Annotated in this window: 17 protein-coding genes; 10 read left to right on the top strand and 7 right to left on the bottom strand. The window is 68.3% G+C overall.

The window, feature by feature from the left end:
* Positions 1 to 29: 29 nt before the first annotated feature.
* Positions 30 to 3,113, bottom strand: a complete 3,084-nt coding sequence (locus tag ACFV15_RS38680; RefSeq protein WP_378357184.1) for a ThuA domain-containing protein — start codon at positions 3,111 to 3,113, stop codon at positions 30 to 32.
* A 247-nt stretch (positions 3,114 to 3,360) separates the two neighbouring features.
* On the opposite strand from ACFV15_RS38680, the gene ACFV15_RS38675 reads away from it, so the two are divergent.
* From ACFV15_RS38675 to ACFV15_RS38645, 7 genes are all read left to right on the top strand, one after another.
* On the top strand, positions 3,361 to 4,440 hold the full coding sequence (locus ACFV15_RS38675; RefSeq protein WP_378357182.1) for a substrate-binding domain-containing protein: 1,080 nt from the start codon (positions 3,361 to 3,363) through the stop codon (positions 4,438 to 4,440).
* A gap of 176 nt (positions 4,441 to 4,616) precedes the next feature.
* Positions 4,617 to 5,828, top strand: coding sequence for an extracellular solute-binding protein (locus tag ACFV15_RS38670; protein WP_378357180.1), 1,212 nt, complete (start codon positions 4,617 to 4,619; stop codon positions 5,826 to 5,828).
* A 21-nt stretch (positions 5,829 to 5,849) separates the two neighbouring features.
* The gene (locus ACFV15_RS38665) at positions 5,850 to 6,752 is read left to right on the top strand and encodes a carbohydrate ABC transporter permease (protein WP_378357179.1); all 903 of its coding nucleotides are present in this window, start codon (positions 5,850 to 5,852) and stop codon (positions 6,750 to 6,752) included.
* Entirely contained in the window at positions 6,749 to 7,603 is an 855-nt protein-coding gene (locus tag ACFV15_RS38660; protein WP_378357177.1) for a carbohydrate ABC transporter permease, read from the top strand. Before ACFV15_RS38665 ends, ACFV15_RS38660 begins: the two co-directional genes overlap by 4 nt.
* Positions 7,600 to 8,601 carry a hydroxyacid dehydrogenase gene (locus tag ACFV15_RS38655; RefSeq protein ID WP_378357175.1) on the top strand — a complete coding sequence of 334 codons (1,002 nt, stop codon included), beginning with the start codon at positions 7,600 to 7,602 and terminating at the stop codon, positions 8,599 to 8,601. Before ACFV15_RS38660 ends, ACFV15_RS38655 begins: the two co-directional genes overlap by 4 nt.
* A complete protein-coding gene (locus tag ACFV15_RS38650; RefSeq protein ID WP_378357173.1) occupies positions 8,598 to 10,409 on the top strand; it encodes a DUF2264 domain-containing protein in 1,812 nt (603 codons plus the stop codon). The genes ACFV15_RS38655 and ACFV15_RS38650 overlap by 4 nt, the downstream gene beginning before the upstream one ends.
* A 68-nt stretch (positions 10,410 to 10,477) precedes the next feature.
* Positions 10,478 to 13,519 carry a glycoside hydrolase family 9 protein gene (locus ACFV15_RS38645; protein WP_378357172.1) on the top strand — a complete coding sequence of 1,014 codons (3,042 nt, stop codon included), beginning with the start codon at positions 10,478 to 10,480 and terminating at the stop codon, positions 13,517 to 13,519.
* 3 nt (positions 13,520 to 13,522) lie between these two features.
* Here ACFV15_RS38645 and ACFV15_RS38640 read toward each other — a convergent pair whose 3' ends face one another.
* From ACFV15_RS38640 to ACFV15_RS38630, 3 genes are all read right to left on the bottom strand, one after another.
* Positions 13,523 to 13,924, bottom strand: a complete 402-nt coding sequence (locus ACFV15_RS38640) for a DUF1801 domain-containing protein (protein WP_378357171.1) — start codon at positions 13,922 to 13,924, stop codon at positions 13,523 to 13,525.
* Between the two features lie 13 nt (positions 13,925 to 13,937).
* Positions 13,938 to 14,324: a DUF1761 domain-containing protein gene (locus ACFV15_RS38635; protein ID WP_378357170.1), complete on the bottom strand. Its 387-nt coding sequence runs from the start codon at positions 14,322 to 14,324 to the stop codon at positions 13,938 to 13,940.
* Positions 14,325 to 14,385: 61 nt separating this feature from the next.
* On the bottom strand, positions 14,386 to 14,961 hold the full coding sequence (locus ACFV15_RS38630; RefSeq protein ID WP_378357168.1) for a DUF2867 domain-containing protein: 576 nt from the start codon (positions 14,959 to 14,961) through the stop codon (positions 14,386 to 14,388).
* Positions 14,962 to 15,043: 82 nt separating this feature from the next.
* Here ACFV15_RS38630 and ACFV15_RS38625 point away from each other — a divergent pair, with 82 nt between their 5' ends.
* Genes ACFV15_RS38625 through ACFV15_RS38615 form a run of 3 tightly spaced genes read left to right on the top strand, consistent with a single transcriptional unit; the run spans position 15,044 to position 16,446 of the window.
* The gene (locus tag ACFV15_RS38625; protein WP_378357166.1) at positions 15,044 to 15,601 is read left to right on the top strand and encodes a TetR/AcrR family transcriptional regulator; all 558 of its coding nucleotides are present in this window, start codon (positions 15,044 to 15,046) and stop codon (positions 15,599 to 15,601) included.
* Positions 15,602 to 15,619: 18 nt separating this feature from the next.
* On the top strand, positions 15,620 to 16,174 hold the full coding sequence (locus tag ACFV15_RS38620; RefSeq protein ID WP_378357165.1) for a hypothetical protein: 555 nt from the start codon (positions 15,620 to 15,622) through the stop codon (positions 16,172 to 16,174).
* Positions 16,175 to 16,176: 2 nt separating this feature from the next.
* Positions 16,177 to 16,446: a class I SAM-dependent methyltransferase gene (locus tag ACFV15_RS38615; RefSeq protein WP_378357164.1), complete on the top strand. Its 270-nt coding sequence runs from the start codon at positions 16,177 to 16,179 to the stop codon at positions 16,444 to 16,446.
* Between the two features lie 309 nt (positions 16,447 to 16,755).
* Here the strand turns inward: ACFV15_RS38615 and ACFV15_RS38610 are convergent, their stop codons facing one another.
* From ACFV15_RS38610 to ACFV15_RS38600, 3 genes are read right to left on the bottom strand one after another with little or no spacing between them, the layout of a single operon-like run.
* Positions 16,756 to 17,283: a pyridoxamine 5'-phosphate oxidase family protein gene (locus ACFV15_RS38610; protein ID WP_378357162.1), complete on the bottom strand. Its 528-nt coding sequence runs from the start codon at positions 17,281 to 17,283 to the stop codon at positions 16,756 to 16,758.
* Positions 17,280 to 18,263, bottom strand: coding sequence for a hypothetical protein (locus tag ACFV15_RS38605; RefSeq protein WP_378357160.1), 984 nt, complete (start codon positions 18,261 to 18,263; stop codon positions 17,280 to 17,282). Before ACFV15_RS38605 ends, ACFV15_RS38610 begins: the two co-directional genes overlap by 4 nt.
* Complete coding sequence (locus ACFV15_RS38600; RefSeq protein WP_378357159.1) at positions 18,260 to 18,820, bottom strand: PadR family transcriptional regulator; 561 nt, start codon at positions 18,818 to 18,820, stop codon at positions 18,260 to 18,262. Before ACFV15_RS38600 ends, ACFV15_RS38605 begins: the two co-directional genes overlap by 4 nt.
* Between the last annotated feature and the right edge of the window lie 55 nt (positions 18,821 to 18,875).

Raw genomic sequence — 18,875 nt, 5'->3', positions numbered from 1 at the left:
GGTTAGAACCGCCCGCAACGCTCACGACATCACCGCTCGAACCTGATCGCGTCCACATCGAACAGTCCGCCGGATCCCGTGCCCTGGAACACGAAATACAGCGCACCCGTGCCACCCGGATCCGTGATCGGCGCGCCGGGAATGTCCACATAGGTGTCCCAGCCACCCGTGTTCGACACGGTCACTTGCTGCACCAATGGCCCGCTGACCGAACCCGAGCGCACCTCGATCGTTCCGCCCGCGCCCGCGGACGACACGCGGTAGCCGATGCCGCTGACCCCGGCCAGGTTCACCGGATCGAACTTGATCCAGTCGCCGGGCTCGATGTATCCGACGCGCTTGCCGCCGCTCGCGTCCGTCTGCGAGACGACCTGGATGCCGTTGGCCTCGGTGTAGAACTCGGCTTGCTTCAACGACGGCTGCAGCACGCTCTCCGCCGAGCCGGTCAGCGGGGGAGCGCCCGTGCCGCCGCCGTCGGTGTACGTCGCGTTGATGACGCCGAAGACGTTCGCGTCGGCACCGTGGCCGCCGTCGGCAGGCGTCGCGATCGTGCCCTCGCAGCCGGTCGCCCTGCTGAGCGGATGACCGTGACCCTCGTGGCCGAGGATGTACTCGACGGTCACCTTCGAGCAGTCCACAGCCCGGTCGTCCGTCACGTCGACCTTGAACGCCACCGTGTCACCGAACGCGAAAACGCTGCCGTTGAGCGGAGTTCGCAACGAGACCACCGGCGCCGTGTTGCCCGCTGTGACCACCACGCTCGCCGCGCCGGTCAGTCCGGTCGAGTCGGTCACCGAGAGCTTCGCGGTGTACTGGCCCGCCGAGTTGTACACAAAGGACACCGGACCCGCCGAGGTCGAGTCGGTCGTGCCGTTGCCGTCGAAGTCCCACGCGTAGGTCAGCGGCTGCTGGTCGGGGTCATGCGTGCCCGCCGGGTCGAAGCGGACCGTCAACGGCGCCGGCCCCGAGGTGCGGTCGGCCGCGATCTTGGCCACCGGGGTACGGCTGCCCTGGGTGTAGTCGATGCGGTAGACGGCCGAGTCCGCGGAGCCGCCGAAGTAGCCGCTGCCGTAGTCGAGCACGTAGAGCGCGCCGTCCGGGCCGAACTCGATGTTCATCGGCCTGGTCAGTGTCATCGAGTCGAAGAACGGCTTGATCTCGCCGCGCTCGCCGTTCGGGCCGACGCTGATTTCCTTGATCCAGCTGCGTTCCCATTCGTAGGCGAAGGTCTTGCCGTCGAAGTACGCCGGGAACTTCGTCTTGGACGCCGATGCCGCGTCGTAGCGGTAGACCGGTCCGCCCATCGGCGACTCCGAGCCGTTCCCGAACTCCGGCACCGAGCCGCCGTCGTACGGGATCCACGCGCGCTGCACCGGCGGCAGGTTCGTCAGGCCGGTGTTGCGCGGACTGGTGTTCTTCGGTGCGGCACAGTCGAACGCGGCTCCGGACGCGCCGGTGGCGAAGTCATAGTCCACAAAGGGCTGATTGTCGCCGATGCAGTACGGCCAGCCGTAGTTGCCAGGCTGCTTGATCAGGTTGAACTCGACCGTCCCGCCCGGACCGCGCGCCGGGTTCGCCGCACCCGCGTCGGGGCCGTAGTCGCCGAGATGCAGCCACCCGGTCTTGCGGTCGACGGCGAACCGGAACGGGTTGCGGAAGCCCATCGCGTAGATCTCCGGACGCGTCTTCGCGGTGCCGGGCTTGAACAGGTTGCCGCTGGGCACGCTGTATCCGCCGTTGGCGTTCACCTTGATACGCAAAACTTTCCCGCGAAGATCGTTGGTGTTGCCCGCGCTGCGCTGCGCGTCGAAGACCGGGTTGCGGTTGGCGCGCTCGTCGATCGGGGTGAAGCCGTCCGAGGCGAACGGGTTGCTGTCGTCCCCTGTGGACAGATACAGGTTGCCCTGCGCGTCGAAGTCGATCTCGCCGCCCGCGTGACAGCAGATCCCGCGTTCGGCGGGTATCTGCAGGATCTTCTGCTCGCTGCCGAGGTTCAGGACACCGTCGGTGCCCAGCTTGAACCGGGACAGCTGGTTGTACCCCTTGAACGGCGCGAAGTCGGCCGCGGTGCCGGTCTCCGGCGCGTCACCGGCCGGCGTGGACAGTTTCGGCGCGTAGTACAGGTACACCCAGCGGTTCGACGCGAAACCGGCGTCGATGGCCACGCCCTGCAGGCCGTCCTCGTCGTGCGTGTACACCGGGAGCTGGCCCGCGAGTTTGGTCGTCGCGGCGGAACTCGTGTACCAGACGCGCCCGTCGCGCGAGGTGTGCAGCACGTCGCGGTTGGGCAGCACCGCGAGCGCGATCGGCTCGCCGGTCTTCTCCTCGCCCTTGGCCAGCGTGATCTGGTCGAAGTCGGTGTCGACCGGCGCGGCCGTGCTCGTGCCGCAGTCCGCGTCGACCATCTTGGCCGCGTACCGGATCCCGCCGGCGAGGTGCGACCGGAACGCCGGATCGGCGTAGGACTCCTTGGTGTGCCCGCCGCCGGTGTACCAGGAGCGGCCGCCGGAATTCGTGTGACACCAGGCGGTCGGATGGTCGCCCATGGCGCCGCCGCCGGGGTCGTAGCTCTTCTCGTCGAGGCTCGCCAGCACGTGGACCTTGCCACGCGGGTTCTGCCGGAAGTTGTACCACTCGTCGGTGCGCTTCCAGGTGCCTGGAAGATCCACAGTGGACGGATGGGCGTGGTCCTCGACGCGCACGTCGGCCTGCTGGATCTGCGGGTGCGCGGCGAAGTACGCGCCGACGAGGGTGCCGTACCACGGCCAGTCGTATTCCGTGTCGGACGCGGCGTGTACGCCGGCGTAGCCACCGCCCGCCTTGACGTAGCGCTCGAACGCCGCCTGCTGCGCGGCGTTCAGCACGTCGCCGGTGGTGGACAGCCAGACGACCGCGGTGAAGCGCTTGAGGTTCGCGTCGGTGAACGCGCCGGCGTCCTCGGTCGCCTCGACGCCGAAGTGGTGCTGGACGCCGAGTTCCTTGATCGCCTTGATCCCGTCGGGGATGGAGTCGTGCCGGTAGGCGGCGGTCTTCGAGAAGACCAGCACTTTCGCCACCTCGTGGGCCGGTTCGGCTTGAGCGGGCGCGGCCAGCGAGGCGAACGCCGTCGTCACCGCCAGTGCGAGTTTCCAGGCAGCTCGTTTGTGGATCACGCTGTTCGGGGCCACAGTGCCCTCACTTTGTCATTTTGGAAGCAGACTTTGGTCCGAGTCATTCAAAAGTAGGGTGACGGGCGTCACCCGTCCAGGTGAAGAGGGCGCTCAATTACCGAACTTCACCCGAAAAGTGGCACCTGGTTGACTGAGTGTTTCTGATCGATATGCTCTCCGCGAAACGCTCAAACGATCGTAAGGCTGTGTTATGCGCGAACCGGGTGACGAACGGCGGCAGCGGATATTGGCGGTCGTGCGCGCGCGAGGCGAGGCGCGCGTCAGCGACCTCGCCGCCGAGCTCGAGGTTTCGGTGATCACCGTGCGCCGCGACGTCGAGGAGCTGGCGCGCGAAGGCAAGCTCCGGCGTGGCCACGGCGTCGCCCGGTCGCTGGTCCCGATGCCCAAGGCGCCGGTCATGCCCGACTCGAAGGACGGCACCGTCGCGCTGGTCGTGCCCGAACGGCACGCCTACCTCAACGAGGTCGTGCACGGCGCGCGCACCGTGCTCGAGGAGGCGGGGATGCGCGTGGTGCTGCACATCGCGCCGCGGGTGCGCAGCGCCGAGCAGCCGATCGTGGAACGGGTCGTCGCCGACGAGGTGGCCGGTCTGCTGATCGCGCCGCGCTGGCGGACCGCGGCCGACGAGGAGGCGGCCTACGCCTGGCTCGCCGAGGCGGACGTGCCCACGGTGCTGATGGAACGCAGGCCGCGGCCCGGCAGCGCGCTGCACGCGGCCGACTCGGTGTGCACCGATCACTGGTACGGCATGTATCTCGCCGTCGAGCATTTGATCGCGCTCGGGCACCGGCGGATCGCGCTGGCCGCGCGCGACGACAGCCCGACGGCGCGTGCGCTGCGGGCGGCCTTCGCCGAGATCGCCGTGGCGCACACGGAGATCGACGACTGGACCGTGGTGCTCAGCGCGCCGGACGCCGGCGCCGACCCCGGCGCACCGCCCGGCTCGCTGGCCGAGCTCATCCGCGTGCGGGGCATCACCGGCGCGGTGCTGCACGGCGACGACGACGCGCTGATGCTGGTCCAGCAGCTGGCCGACGCCGGGATCCGGGTGCCAGCCGACTGCTCGGTGGTGGCCTACGACGACGTCGTGGCCGCGCTCGGCAGGACGCCGCTGACCGCCATCGCCCCGCCGAAGTCCGAGGTCGGGAAAGTGGCGGCCGAGCTGCTGCTGGACCGGCTCGGCAAGGCGAGCGCCGGGCGGCCGAGGCGGGTCGAGCTGATCCCCGAATTGAAGGTGCGCGGATCGACTCGGCCCTATCTGAGCGTTTGACCGCTTGATGTCGAACTATTGACCGTAAAACGCTCAGGTGATCAGAATGCGGTGACCGCCACTCAGCGCAGGAGGCACCGATGCCTGGTCGACCGAGTCGCCGATCCGTGCTCGCCGCGGCTCTCGCGCTCCCATTGGCAGGCTGTTCGGGCGGCGGGAGCACATCGAGCGGACCGGTGAGGATCACTTTCTGGTCAGCGCTGCGCGGCAGTCAGCAGGTGGTCGACGCGTTCAACCGAAGCCAGAAGCGGATCCAGGTCGTCTTCCAGCAGATCCCCGGCGGCCAGCAGGGTGGCTACGCGAAGCTGAGCAACGCCGCCCGCGCGGGGAACGCGCCGGATGTCGCCACCCTCGAATACCCGCAGGTGCCGGGGTTCGCCATCGACGGTGTCGCCCGCGACCTCACCGGCCTGCTCAGTGAGCGGCTGCGATCGCGGCTGCTGCCGCAGGCGCTGGGGCTCACGACCTTCGGCGGCCGGGTGTTCACCGTGCCGCTCGACGTCGAGCCGATCGTGCTGCACTACCGCACGGATTTGTTCGAGCAGCACGGTTTGCGGGTCCCGCGCACCTGGGACGAGTTCGCCGCGACGGCGCGCGCGGTGCGGGACAAGGCGCCGGGACGCAAGCTCGCGCTGTTCCCCACCGATGGCGCGCTGCAGTTCGCCGGGCATTCATGGCAGGCGGGTGCGCGCTGGTTCGACACCAGCGACGGCGCCTGGAACGTCTCGCTGGCCGACGCGCCGACGCGACGCGTCGCCGGGTTCTGGCAAGGGCTGCTCGACGAGCAACTGCTCTTCGCGAACCCGTCGCTGGGCAGGCAGAGCGACGCGCAGATCGGCCAGGGGCTCGTCTTCGCCAGGCTCACCGGCGCGTGGGACGCGGGCGCGCAGATGAAGGCGCGTCCAGGCCAGAAAGGCAAGTGGGCCATCGCGCCGGTCCCGCAGTGGGACCCGGCGCATCCGCTCGTCGGCACGCACGGCGGGTCCACGTTCGCGATCACCAGGGACAGCGAGCATCCCGAGGCCGCGATGGAGTTCATCGAATGGCAGGTCTCGCATCCCGACGCGCTGCGTGCCCGGCTGTCCAGCGGCACGAGCAGCCAGTATCCGGCCGCGCCCGCGCTGGTCGACGTCGGGCGAGCCGCGTTCGACCGCGCCTACTACGGCGGCCAGGACATCTACAGCCTCTTCGACGCCGAGGCGGCCAAGATCCGCGACAGCTGGACCTGGGGGCCGCGGATGACCGCCACCCAGCGCGTGATGGAGGACGGTTTCGCGCTGGCAGGCGCGGGCGACGGCACGCTGCTCGACGCGGTCCGCGAAGCGCAGCGCGGCACGATGCCCGACCTCGTGGCGCTGGGCCTCGCCACCACCGAGCACAGCTCCTGACCGAAAGGGTGGTGATTTCCGATGACCACGTCCGCCACCCGGCGCCGTGAACGTTCCGCCTGCGCCGTATTGATGGCGCCGTTTTTCTTGCTGCTGCTGGCCGTGTTCCTGATCCCCGTCGGAACGGCGGTCTGGCTGAGCTTCTTCGGCGACGACCAGCCAGGGCTCGGCTTCGGTGAAGAGAGCACGATCTTCGTGGGCTTGCGCAGCTACGTCGCCGTGGTCACCGACCCGACCTTCCTCAATGGACTCGGGGTCGTCGCGCTGTATTGCCTGATCTACATCCCGCTGATGGTCGTGGGTGCGCTTCTGCTGGCGCTGTTGCTCGACTCCGGCGTCGCGCGGCTGCGTTCGTGGGCGCAGCTCGGCCTGTTCCTGCCGCATGCGGTGCCGGGGATCATCGCCGCGATCATCTGGCTGTATCTCTACACCCCTGGCATCAGCCCCGTGGTCGACCTGCTCGGCAAGGTCGACATCACAGTGAACTTCCTCGGCGTGCACGCGGTCGTGCCCGCCATCGTGAACATCGCGCTGTGGAGCAACCTCGGCTACAACATGGTGATCTTCTACGCCGCGTTGCAAGCCGTGCCGCGTGAGGTGATCGAGGCCGCGGTGGTCGACGGCGCCGGCCCGGTGCGCATGGCGCTGCGGATCAAGACGCCGCTGGTCAGGGCGTCGCTGGTGATGGTCGCGTTGTTCACGCTGATCTGGGCGCTGCAGCTGTTCACCGAGCCGATGCTGCTGAGCCAGACCACGCCGATCATCAACTCGCGGTTCTCGCCGAGCATGTACATCTTCGACGCGGCCTTCACCCGTAACAACTACGGGCTGGCCGCCGCCGCGTCGGTGATCCTGCTGGCATGCACGATCGCTCTGTCCTATGTGGTCACCCGCTGGACCAACCGCACGAGGGAAGCCCGATGAGCACGCTCGCGACGAGACCGAGGATACTGGGCCGCACCGCCGTCAACCTCATCGTCGGCCTCTCGGTGCTGTACACGTTGCTGCCGGTGCTGTGGTTGGTGCTCGCCGCGGCGAAGGACCGCGACGCGTTGTTCGGCAGCGATCTGCTCACCCTGCACGGGTTCTCGCCGATCAAGAACCTGCAGGACCTGTTCGCGATGGACAAGGGCATCTACGGCCGCTGGTATGTCAACAGCCTGCTGTACGCCGTACTCGGTGCCGCCGGGAGCGCATTGGTGAGCGTCGCGGCGGGCTACGCGTTCGACAAGTACAGCTTCCGGCACAAGGAAAAGCTTTTCGGGCTGGTGCTCGCCGCGGTCATGGTGCCGCAGACGGTGCTCGCGCTGCCGCTGTACCTGATGGCGTCGGGCGCGGGGCTGGTCAACACGTTCTGGTCGGTGTTCATCCCGGTGCTGTTCAACCCGTTCGGTGTCTACCTCGGGCGCATCTTCAGCCAGGGCTATGTGCCGGACGAGGTACTCGAGGCCGCGCGTATGGACGGCGCGAGTGAGCTGGCCATGTACTGGAAGGTCGCGCTGCGCATGCTCGGGCCTGGCGTCGTGACGATCTTCCTGTTCCAGCTGACGGCGATCTGGAACAACTTCTTCCTGCCGATGGTGATGCTCTCGGATCAGAAGCTGTATCCGGTGAGCCTCGGCCTGTACACCTGGAACAGCTCCGCGACCGTGTCACCCGAGTATTACCCGGTCGTCATCATGGGTTCGCTGCTCGCCGTGCTGCCGCTCGTGCTCGCTTTCATTCTGCTGCAACGATTCTGGCGTTCCGGTCTCACCGCGGGAGCTGTCAAATGAGCCCACGCGCCGCACTGGCGATGTCGTTGGACGCCGCCGAGGCCGTGATCGACGCGCGTGCGCTGGCCGCGTTCGGCGAGGTCTGTTCGCTGGCTCCCGGCGTACTTGAGTCCTTTGAGGACGCGCAGGCTCGTGCCGTGCTCGCGGACGTCGAGGTGCTGATCACCGGCTGGGGTTGCCCACGGCTGGACGCCGAAGTGCTGGCCACCGCGCCGCGCCTGCGTGCCATCGTGCACACAGCCGGGTCCGTGCACGCCCACGTCACCGAGGCCTGCTGGGAACAGGGGATCGAGGTCGCGTCGGCGGCGTCGGCCAACGCACTCCCGGTCGCCGAGTACACGGTCGCGATGATCATGCTGACCGGCAAACGCGTGCTGGAACGCGCCCGCGACTACCGGGCCGCGCGTCGCAGGGACGCCTGGTTGAGCACGCCGCGTTCAGTCGGCAACTTCGGCCGTACGGTGGGGATTCTCTCGGCCTCGTTGATCGGCCGCCGGGTGATCGAGCTGCTGCGGCCGTACGACTTTCGCGTGCTGCTGCATGATCCTTACGTGAGCGCCGAGGAGGCTGCTCGACTCGGGGCCGAGGCGGTGGGCATCGGTAAGTTGTTCTCCAATGCCGACGTCGTGAGTGTGCACACGCCACTGTTGCCCGAGACGCGTGGCCTGGTCAGCCGCGACCTGATCACCTCGATGCGCCCCGACGCGGTGCTGATCAACACGGCGCGCGGCGCGATCGTCGATCAGGACGCGCTCGCCGAAGCCGCGGTCGCCGGGCGGATCCGCGCGGTGCTCGATGTCACCGACCCCGAGGTGCTGCCGGCGTCGCATCCGTTGTGGGACACCGACACTGTGCTGATCACCCCCCATCTCGCCGGTTCGCAGGGCAACGAGTGGCAGCGCCTGGCGGACCTGGCCGTCGCGGAGGTCGGCCGCTGGGCTTCCGGCGAGCCGTTCGCCCACCCGGTACGACGCGAAAGGCTGGACCGCACCGCATGAGGCTCCCACCGGAAGACCGGGACTTGAGCCCGCACACCGGCTACACCCGCGCACACTGGGAAGCCGTCGCCGACGGCCTGCTCGAAGCGGCTTGGCGCTGGTCAAGCCCCCGCGGCGCGTTTCTGGACCTGCCCGGCCGCCCATCGAAGAGCGGGGTCCGGTCCGACGGTCTCGAAGGCTACGCGCGCACGTTCCTCGCCGCGGCGTTCCGGATCGCGGGCGCGGGCGGCGCCGACCCGCACGGCATGCTCGACCGGTACGCCGAGGGACTCGACGCGGGCACCGATCCTGACGGCGCGGAGGCGTGGCCGGTCATTCTCGACCACTTCACGCAGGGACAGCCGATGGTCGAGTCGGCGTCCGTGGCGCTCGGCCTGCGCCTGACCAGGCCTTGGCTGTGGGATCGGCTCGACCCTGGCGCGCAGGATCGGGCCTCGGACTGGTTGCGCGGGGCGTTGCGGCATGTGCCAGCGCCGAACAACTGGTACCTGTTCCCGTTCACCGTGGCCGGTTTCCTGGAGTCGGTCGGGCGCGGTGACGCGGAGACGGCGGTGGCTCGGAGCCGGGCGCTGGAGTTGCTGGAGACCTGGTATCACGGGCAGGGCTGGTACTCCGACGGCGACGGCCGCGCGTTCGACCACTACAACGGCTGGGCGTTGCACCTGTATCCGGTTCTCGACGGATTTCTGGCGGGGGAGCCGGTTCACGGTGATCGCCTGCGTGCGCATCTGGAGAGTTTCTCCTTGCTGTTCGGGGCGGATGGCGCCCCGATCCATTTTGGACGGTCACTCACCTATCGGTTCGCTGCCGCTTCGGCCGTCGGGTTGGGGGCGGTGACCGGTTCCACTCCGCTAACCCCGGGGGTGTCGCGGCGATTGCTGAGCGGGTCGCTGCGGTACTTCCTAGAGCGGGGTGCCGTCGACGAGAACGGGCTGCTCGGCCTGGGGTGGCATGGTCCGCATGAGCCGACACTGCAGTTCTACTCGGGGCCTGGGTCGCCTTACTGGGCTTCGAAAGCCTTTGTCTGCCTGCTTGCCGGGGCTGACCATCCATTGTGGACCTCGGTGGAGGAACCCGCGCCGAGCGAAGGGCCGGATCGGGTGCTGGCGTTGTCCGGTCCTGGGTTTCTGGTGCAGTCCTCGGGCGGGATCGTTCGGTTGCACAATCACGGGAGTGACCATGTGCGGCCATTCGAGGGTGAGGTGGCCGGTGACGACGATCCCCATTACGGCAGGCTCGCGTATTCGACCCATACCGGGCCGACGTCGGTCGGCAACCCGGCCGACAATCACTTCGCCGTGATCGTGGGCGGTGTTCGCAGTGTCCGGCGCCGGATTCATCCGATGGGGGCCGCGGAGAATTGGGCGGCTTCGTGGCATCGGCCGGTCTTCGCGACGGGGTCGCCGATGGTGCCGGGATTGCGGGTCGAGAGCCTGACCGTCGCGCGGGGTGTCCATGAGCTGCGGGTGCATCGGGTGATCGGCGCGCCGCCTGGGGCTCGCGTCGAACTGACCGGCTGGGCGACCGGGCCGGAGGCGGTTTCGGCGCTGCGGCCGCTCTGGGGATGGACGAGCGAGGACGAGGTGGTCGCGCCTCAAGGGACCGCCTACACGGCCTGGGCCCGAATACCCCGCTTGACCGGCGACGCCTCGGCCGGGCTCTATGCCGCCTTGGCCACCTTGAGCGCGCACGCCCTGCCTGTTGTGCGCACCGCGGTCGCCACGACGCCCACCGGCCTGACGGTCACGTGGCCCGATGGCGCGACGACCCAGATCGAGTTCGAGCCGTTGGGAGTGAAGGACTCGTGAGTGGTATCGCCGGTTCTAACCGGCCAAAACACTCACGACCCAGGTGGTTGGTCGGCGGCCTCGCGGCAGTGCTTCTGGCCGGCTTCGCCACAGACGCGCACGCCGATCAGTACGAGCGCGTGCTCAACGGCACGTTCAGCGTCAAGACTCCCTGGTGGAGCAGCGGGAACACACCGTCGACAGTGGACTCGGGCAGGCTGTGCGCCGACATCCCGGCGGGCACCGTGAACCCGTGGGAGTCCATGATCGGCCAGAACGACATCCCGCTGGAAGCCGGTCAGCCGTACACGCTCCGGTTCACCGCCTCGGCGAGCCGCGACGTCACGATCCGCGCCGCGTTGGGGCTCGCCGCTCCGCCGAACACGACCAGTTTCACCAAGACCGCGGCCTTGACGAGCACACCCAAGATGTTCGAGTTCACCGGGCCCGCGGCGGTGTCGACCATCCACGGCCAGGTCGGCTTCCAGGCCGGTGGCGCCACGCAACCGTACCGGCTCTGCCTGGACGACGTCTCGCTGACCGGCGGCGTGATCCCGCCCGGTGGCGGGCGGACGTTCGGCTCGCCGGTCCGGGTCAACCAGGTCGGCTACGCGGTGTCCGGGCCCAAGCAGGCGTCCATTGTGGACGCCGCCAAGGCACCCGTGCGCTGGCGGCTGCTCGATTCGACGGGCACGGCCGTCGAGGAAGGCATGACCCAGGTGCGTGGCGACGACGCGATGTCGGGTGATCACGTGCACCTCGCCGACTTCAGCGGCTTCCGCGAGGCCGGGACCGGCTACACGGTCGCGGTCGGCGATGCGGTCAGCCAGCCGTTCGACATCGCCGAGAACCCGTACGACGCGCTGCGCCGCGACTCGCTCAAGTACTTCTACTACCACCGCAGCGGCATCGAGATCGTCGGTGGCGCCTATGCGCGTCCGGCCGGTCACCTCGGCGTCGCGCCCAACAAGGGTGACATCCAGGTGCCTTGCAGGCCTGGGACCTGCGACTACGTGCTCGACGTGCGCGGCGGCTGGTACGACGCGGGCGACCAGGGCAAGTACGTCGTCAACGGCGCGCTCGCCGCCTGGCAGCTCATGGACTCCTACGAGCGATCACTGTCCACTGGAGACTTCGAGGGCTTGCGTGACGTGCTCGGCGAGGCCCGCTGGGAGCTGGAGTTCCTGCTGCGCATGCAGGTGCCGGACGGCAAGCCGCTTGCGGGCATGGCGCACCACAAGATCCACGACGAGGCCTGGACCCCGCTCCCGACGCAGCCGCAGAACGATCCCCAGCTCCGCTACCTGCACCCGCCGTCGACGGCGGCGACGTTGAACCTCGCCGCGGCAGGCGCGCAGTGCGCACGCATCTGGGCGATCTGGGACTGGGCTTTCGCGAAACGCTGCCTGAGCGTCGCGGAGAAGGCGTGGAACGCGGCCGTCGCGCACCCTGACCTCTACGCGCCGCGCGAGGACAACGTCGGCGGCGGGCCCTATGACGACACCACTGTCACCGACGAGTTCGCCTGGGCCGGCGCGGAGTTGTACGCGATCACGGGCAAGCGGTCCTATTTGGACAGGGTCACGGCCAAGCTCACGGCGGACGGCTTCTCCTGGAAGGACACCGGGGGATTGGCCGACATCACGATGGTCCGGCTGCCGTTCCGGTTCCCGGCGGACCGCGTCCGCGCGGCGCGCGACCGGGTGCTCAACGTCGCCGGCGGTTACGTACGCGATCTCGACGCGCAGGGCTATCCCAACCCGTATCTGCCGTCGGACGGCCAGTACGCCTGGGGTTCGAACAGTGCGACCACGAACAACGCGATGATCATCGCGACCGCCTACGACCTCACGCGTCGGACCGGCTATCGCGACGCGGTGCTCAAGTCGATGGACTACCTGCTCGGGCGCAACGCGCTGAACCAGTCGTTCATCACCGGGTACGGCGAGCAGGCCAGTCACAACCAGCATCACCGGATCTTCGCCCACGAACTCGACCCCAAGCTGCCGAACCCGCCGCCCGGCTCGCTCGCGGGCGGGCCGAACTCGGCGCTGGCCGACCCCGTCGCGCAGCAGAACCTGCCGGGCTGCCCGCCCGCCAAGTGCTACCTCGACGAGATCGGCTCCTACTCCACGAACGAAGTCGCAATCAATTGGAACTCATCGCTGGCCTGGATCACGGCTTTCGCCAGCTCAGAGGTCGTGAGTGGTACGGCCGGTTCTAACCGGCCAAAACCCTCACGACCCCTGGCAGCGAGCGCCGCCAGCCCGCTGGACTTGACGAGCGGCTTTTACGTCAACACCAACTCATTGCCCGCGACCTGGGCGCGGGATCATGCGGGCGACTCCCGCGCGGCGCGGATCCAGTCGTCGATCGGCGCCCGGCCGATCGCACGCTGGTTCGGCAACGACAGCGACATCGGCGGCACGGTCGCGAGCTACACCGGAGCCGCCGACGCCAACGACAAGCTGCCGGTACTGGTCGCCTACAACCTGCCAGGCCGGGACGCCTGCGGAGGCGAGTCGGGCGGCGGCGCGGGCAGTGTCAGCGCTTACAAGACCTGGATCTCCAGCTTCGCGGCGGGCGTCGGCAGCAAGCCCGCGATCGTCGTCATCGAGCCGGACGCGTTGGGGGACTTCAGTTGCATGACCTCCGGCGCGATCGCCGACCGGCTGGCCATGCTCACCTACGCGACCCAGATGTTCCAGCAGAAGGCGCCCAACACCTTCGCCTACCTCGACGGCGGCAACGCGGGTTGGGTCGACGCGCCGACCATGGCGAGCAGGCTTGAGTCCGCGGGTGTGCACAACGTCCGCGGGTTCTCGGTCAACGTGTCGAACTATTACCCGACGAGCCAGTCGATCAGCTACGCGAACTCGGTCAACTCGTCGCTGGGCGGCGGCGCGCGGTTCGTGGTCGACACCAGCCGCAACGGCAAAGGTTCCAGTGGCGAATGGTGTAACCCGGCAGGCCGTCAGCTCGGTGTGCCGCCCCAGATCGGCGGCGGTGCCGAGCTGCTGCTGTGGGTGAAGACGCCCGGCGTGTCCGACGGCAAATGCGGCATCGCGCCGACGGTCCCGGCCGGGCAGTTCAGTCCCGATCTCGCCATCAGGCTGATCGACGGAACCTGACGCTCAGGCATCCCCTTCGCGCTTGAGCTTGCGCCAGCCGCCGGCCCGGTTGTTGGCGATGATCTGCCGGAACATCGCGAGGAGCGCGGGTTTGTTGATCGGCTCGCCCTCGCGGAAGGAGACGGTCCGCGCGGTCTTGTTGCCGTGCCCGGCCGTGATGATGCCGTCGGGGTCGGGCACGATCGCGCCGTCGTAGAGGAAGACGTTGACGTGCGTCTTGGCCGCGAGCAGGGCGCAGACGTTGCCCTTCAGCACGAAATACGGCTGGACGGTGCGCTTGATGGTCTCCTCGACCTCGGGATCGGCGGCGTGCACGAGGTCGCGGACCTCGTGGCAGATCGCCTGCTGCCACTCGGGCAGTTTGCCGATGTAGTCGTCGACGCGCGGGTCGGTTACGTAGCCCATGACCGGGTCCCCTTCAGTTCCACAGACCGACAACGGTAGCGATGACCAGCAGTTTCACCAGCCAGTCACCCGCATGGATGGCTGCGAGCCGCCACGGCGCGCCGTCCCAGACCACCGACCCGGTCAGGATCAGCGCCGGGAAGCCGATCCACAGTCCGAGGCCCAGCAGCAGCGCGTGCCCCAGTGTCCCGGTCCCGAGCAGCGTGGCGAACACGGCGACCAGCACGAACGTGCGGACCACCTCGGTGCCGATCTTCCACGGCACCGGCTTCGCCTGCTCGGCCGGATCCGCGCCGAGCAGGCGCGCCCGCGCGGCGCCGAAGATCAGATACCAGGCCGAGCTCACCACGAAGGCCACCACGGTCGCCACCCCGACGGCCAGGAAGTTCACGTCGCTCACTTGCTTCTCCTCTCGCTCTTCGGAGAGGTGTAGAAGCAGGCAGGCGCTTTTCGACATGCTCTCAGCGCGAGTTCGCGTTCGCTTCCCAGCCGCGGCCGATCCCGCGCAGCAGTGCCGGGTAAACCCCCAGGTAGCGAAAGGGTTTGATGCCCAGCATGTAGAGACGGCCGAACAGTCCGTTCGGTTTCACGAGCACGGCCATCTGTCCCCGGTAGCCGTCGCCGTGCTGAACCCAGCCGATGTGCATCACCGCGTGGCAGGTCCGGTTGCCAGTTTCGGCGACCCACTCGTCATGGGTTTGGTAGACGGAGGTGAACGGCACCGCCTTGAGGTCCGGTCCGCGTGTCTCCAGCAGGTCCGCGGGCAGCCGGTCGCGCAGGGTCGGCATCAGTTCGCCGACACCCTTCTTGTCCCAGCCCAGCAGCTTCCCGAGCCGCCAGCGGATCGCGAAGAGCACCTTCGGCCCCGGCGACTCGAGCGGTCCGCCCTCGCCGTTCGTGAACTGGTCCACCAGGCGCGCGAGGTCGTCGGGACCGCCGGGTGTCGGCAGCGCCCAGACGTCTTCGAGGTCGAAGTCGGCGGCGATCTCGTGGATCCGCCACGGGCGTGAAGTGTGTTCGGTGCTGGCGAGTCTCATGCCGTGCCCCTCATCTATACGATGGCGTATACATCGAGGCTAGCACCTTTCTATACGGCACCGTATAGATGAGAGGGATCACATGGGCATCACCCGCACCCCGCGCGGCAAGTGGATCGAGGAAGGGCTCCGCGCACTCGCCGCCGGCGGCCCCGAAGCCGTCCGCATCGAACCACTCGCGCAGGCGCTCGGCGTGAGCAAAGGCGGCTTCTACGGCTTCTTCCGCAACCGCGACGCCCTGCTCGCCGAGATGCTCGACGCCTGGGAGCGCGCGGTCACCGAGGAGATCATCGACCAGGTCGAGAGCGGCGGCGGCGACGCTCGTTCCAAACTGGAGCGACTCTTCCGCCTCGCGTCTTCCGCGGACGGGCCGTTGACGGGAACGACAGCCGACCTGGCGATCCGCGACTGGGCCCGCCGCGACGAGACGGTCGCGGAGCGCCTCCGTCACGCCGACAACACGCGGATGGACTACCTGCGCTCGCTGTTCGGGTCGTTCTGCGAGGACGAGGAAGACGTCGAGGTGCGGTCACTGCTCGCGTTCTCGTTGCGCATCGGGAACCACTTCATCGCGGCCGATCACGGCGGCCGGAGCAGGCGGGACGTCATGCGGCTGACGAGCAAATGGTTGTTGCGGTAGCGGCGATACACTGCTGAGGTGACAAGCTTTCCCGCCGCGGCCCGCCGGGTTCGCGATACCGGCTTGGCGCGACGCGACCGGGTGCCGGCGTTGCGAGAATGCGTGTTGTGTTTCGCGCCGTACGGGTTCCGCGCCACCTGGCACCATCTGGTCGTCGGTGAGGACCGGTCGCTGGTCCGCATGATGGATGAACTCGAGCAGGCCCGCCTGGTGTGGCTCGCGTCGGAGGAAGCCTTCGTCGCGCGGCGCCGTCGGGAAAAGGCGGCCGGTCATCGAACTCCGCGCCGTGCTGAACAGTGGCGAAGCGCGCTACTGGCCTACTGCCCCGATTTCGAGAAGCACCCTACCGAGCGGCTGGCCATAGCGGTGCGGCGCGTGATCGCCGCGCACGAGTCCGGTGCCGTCCGATCGGCACTGTGCTTTGCCTGCGGGCGGACCCCTGCGACGGACATTCCCTGCCCCGATTGCGGGGTGGATCCGCTCGGACCAGCCGCGCGCCGCTCTACGGGGCGGCCGGACACCGCCCACCGATGGCGTGAAGTCTGGCTGCACGGCAAGGAAAAAGCGTACTGACCGTGGACTCCCTCTATTCAGGCAGCGCCCCTTACTACGCACGGGGCCGCTTCGCCTACCCCGAAGCCCTCGCCGACGCGTTGGCGGCTGAACTGAGCCTCGACGGCTCCGGCCGCCTGCTCGACGTGGGCTGCGGCCCCGGCTCGCTGACCTTGTTGCTGGCAGGCCATTTCGAGCAGGCGGTCGGGATCGACGCCGACTCCGACATGCTTGCCGAAGCGGCCCTCTCGAATGTGTCCAACTGCCGCTGGCTGCACCTGCGCGCCGAGTAACTGACTACTGCTTTGGCCGAGTTCGAGTCCGACCTGCGGAAGTTATTGGGAGACAATGTCTTCAGGGAGCGGACGCACGAGGTCGGGCTTGTCATCTGGCGGCCTTGAGGTCTTTTTCGGTGCTGCGGCACACAAACGCGGCTCACCCATGTCGAGCCCGATCGCCCACGACGGCGGGCTTTCGGCTCCCTCTCGGTCCATGATGGGCTCCTCTCCCTCGTGCCCGATACACGCATGAGGGAGAGGAGAGGTTGCCGTCGGTCAATGCTTCGCGCTCGCCGCGGACCCCAGCGCAGGCCTGATGCGGGGTCATGCACCCGTGAAATCCCAGCGAGACGCGCCATGCGGCTCGGCTGTCGCCACGCCGAAGGCGGTCTGCAGCGTGAGCCGGTACAAATGCCACGGCGCCGGTCCCGCGCTGGGCGCGCTGTAGGGCGCCGTGAACGCATCGCCCTCGACCGAAGCAGGCCAGCCGCCGCTGCGGTAGACGGCCGCGACCTGCTCCAAAGTGGACGGATCGGTCACCCGGTGCGCGTCGCCCTCCAGTACGAGGTCGATGCCGCGCAGGCGGACCGAGACCGTGCACGCCGGGTTCGCCGCCAGGTTGCGGGCGCGGCGGGTGCCCGGTCCGCTCACGAAGTACAACGCGTTGTCCACCCAGATGGCGCCGACGCCTGCCGTGTGCGGGCGGCCGTCCGGGCGCACGGTCGAGACGAAGAAGGTCAGGTCGGTCTCGGGGGTGTCGGTGGCGAGGATGTCGCGGGGACGGCTCCAGTCCAGTGCCGCGGACCCGTAGCGGTCGAGGTTGGTGGTCGAGGTCGGCTCATTTGCAGTCATACCCTTGTGTCGAACGGGGTGGCGGGGAATCGACACGCCGCGACGAAATTCCGGTAGACGTCGAAGGCGGGTTTGCGGCGGTAGGTGTCGGTCACGAGACCGAGTGAGCCGAGGGGCTCGGGTGAGGTGCTGTCGGCGTCGCGGAGGCTGAACAGTTCGTAGTGAGTGATGTTCAGTGATTCCCGGCTGTCGAGGATCGCGCCGAGCATGGCGGTCAGCGATCGGGACTGGGCTTCCTCACCAGGCGTGCCGTTCTCGACGATGTGGATGGGTGTCTCCGGCGAGATGTTGGCCAGCGGTAGCGAGTGTTCCCGCAGGTGGCGGAGAGCGTGCGTGGTCATCGGCGCGACGGCTTCCGGGGGGACGGGCGAGAAGGCGTCCGGATACAGGGCCAGGCCGACGTAGTCGACATGAGCCGCGAAGTCCCGCAAGCCCGCCAGGTACTGCCAGAAGTCGCTGTCGCCACCCAGCCATTCCGGCGGTTCGGCGACGGAGAACCCGACCCGGACGTCGTGCAGGCCACGTCGGTTCAGCGTGGCGCGGGCGTGCGGGATGCCGAGTGCCAGCGCTTCGCGGACGCCGGGGGAGCTGCCGTCGATGAACGGGATGGGGAAGTTGGGCTCCAGCGTCACCTGGAGGTAGCGCGTCAGGTGGCCGTAACGGTCGATGACGGCGTCGAGAAACGCCAGCCAACCTGGGATGTCCGCGGTCTGCGGGAGGTAGCTGACCACGAGGTCCAGCTCGCGACCTCCCGCGACGTACCAGTCGTCGGGCATGGTGAGGTGGTCGAGCTCGTGCTCGGCGCCGAGTGAGACGACGACTTCCGGTGACGGCGCGTCGCCGAAGAAATGCACGTACTCGCGGATGATGAACGGGTGGTCGCCCGCGAGATCGTCGATGAGTTCGCCGATCTTCGCGGGGTCGGGCGGGTGCGAGCAGACGGTGCCCGCGCGCCCGCCTGGGTAGATGCCGAACTTCACGGGGCTGTCCCTTCCGGCCAGTCGATGTCTTGGGTTCGGATGCGGGAGGTCAAGGTTCTGATCCAGTCGATCTCGGTGGCGAGGATGGTGCGCCAGTAGGCGACTTCGAGCATGTGGACCTCGGGCACGCCGCCGGGAAATCCTTGCAGCGCGGCCAATTCCTGGTCGAGACGGTCGGCGCGGGTGTCCAAAATAGACATCGCGTCGCCGGGCGGCAGCGCGCCGGCGTAGGCGACGGCCATGACGAAGTCGGTCGACGCAGGCAACCCTTCGCGCAGTCCCGCTTCGATCTTCCGGCGGAAGTCGGCCATGCCGGTCTCGGTCAGTTCGTAGACCGTGCGCGGTGGTCGCCTGCCGACGCGCTCGGGAACGCGTGAGGTGACCAAATCGGCTCTCTCCAAGGCTTTCAGGAGTGAGGTGACCGTGCTGCGCGTGGCCGACAGATGCGGGTACCGCTCGTTCAGGCGGGTCGTGAGGTCATACGCGTGCGTCGGCTGCTCGACGAGAAGCCCGAGCAGTGGCAGCACGAGGCTGTTACGAGACGCGTCCAAGGGCATGGCGTCAGTTTATAGACGTATACGCCTAAGTGCAAACACCGGCTCGCGCGGGTTC

Origin of the sequence: Amycolatopsis sp. NPDC059657, from assembly GCF_042734395.1 — a bacterium.
Lineage (GTDB): Bacteria > Actinomycetota > Actinomycetes > Mycobacteriales > Pseudonocardiaceae > Amycolatopsis.
Note: the sequence above shows the minus strand (reverse complement) of the source record. Positions and strands in the feature narration are given on the sequence as shown.

What these genes read in the sequence shown, in the direction of transcription:
- ACFV15_RS38675 (WP_378357182.1), top strand. Translation starts at nt 3,361, where the DNA reads ATGCGCGAACCGGGTGACGAACGGCGGCAGCGGATATTGGCGGTCGTG.
- ACFV15_RS38665 (WP_378357179.1), top strand. Translation starts at nt 5,850, where the DNA reads ATGACCACGTCCGCCACCCGGCGCCGTGAACGTTCCGCCTGCGCCGTA.
- ACFV15_RS38660 (WP_378357177.1), top strand. Translation starts at nt 6,749, where the DNA reads ATGAGCACGCTCGCGACGAGACCGAGGATACTGGGCCGCACCGCCGTC.
- ACFV15_RS38655 (WP_378357175.1), top strand. Translation starts at nt 7,600, where the DNA reads ATGAGCCCACGCGCCGCACTGGCGATGTCGTTGGACGCCGCCGAGGCC.
- ACFV15_RS38650 (WP_378357173.1), top strand. Translation starts at nt 8,598, where the DNA reads ATGAGGCTCCCACCGGAAGACCGGGACTTGAGCCCGCACACCGGCTAC.
- ACFV15_RS38640 (WP_378357171.1), bottom strand. Translation starts at nt 13,924, where the DNA reads ATGGGCTACGTAACCGACCCGCGCGTCGACGACTACATCGGCAAACTG.
- ACFV15_RS38630 (WP_378357168.1), bottom strand. Translation starts at nt 14,961, where the DNA reads ATGAGACTCGCCAGCACCGAACACACTTCACGCCCGTGGCGGATCCAC.
- ACFV15_RS38625 (WP_378357166.1), top strand. Translation starts at nt 15,044, where the DNA reads ATGGGCATCACCCGCACCCCGCGCGGCAAGTGGATCGAGGAAGGGCTC.
- ACFV15_RS38610 (WP_378357162.1), bottom strand. Translation starts at nt 17,283, where the DNA reads ATGACTGCAAATGAGCCGACCTCGACCACCAACCTCGACCGCTACGGG.
- ACFV15_RS38600 (WP_378357159.1), bottom strand. Translation starts at nt 18,820, where the DNA reads ATGCCCTTGGACGCGTCTCGTAACAGCCTCGTGCTGCCACTGCTCGGG.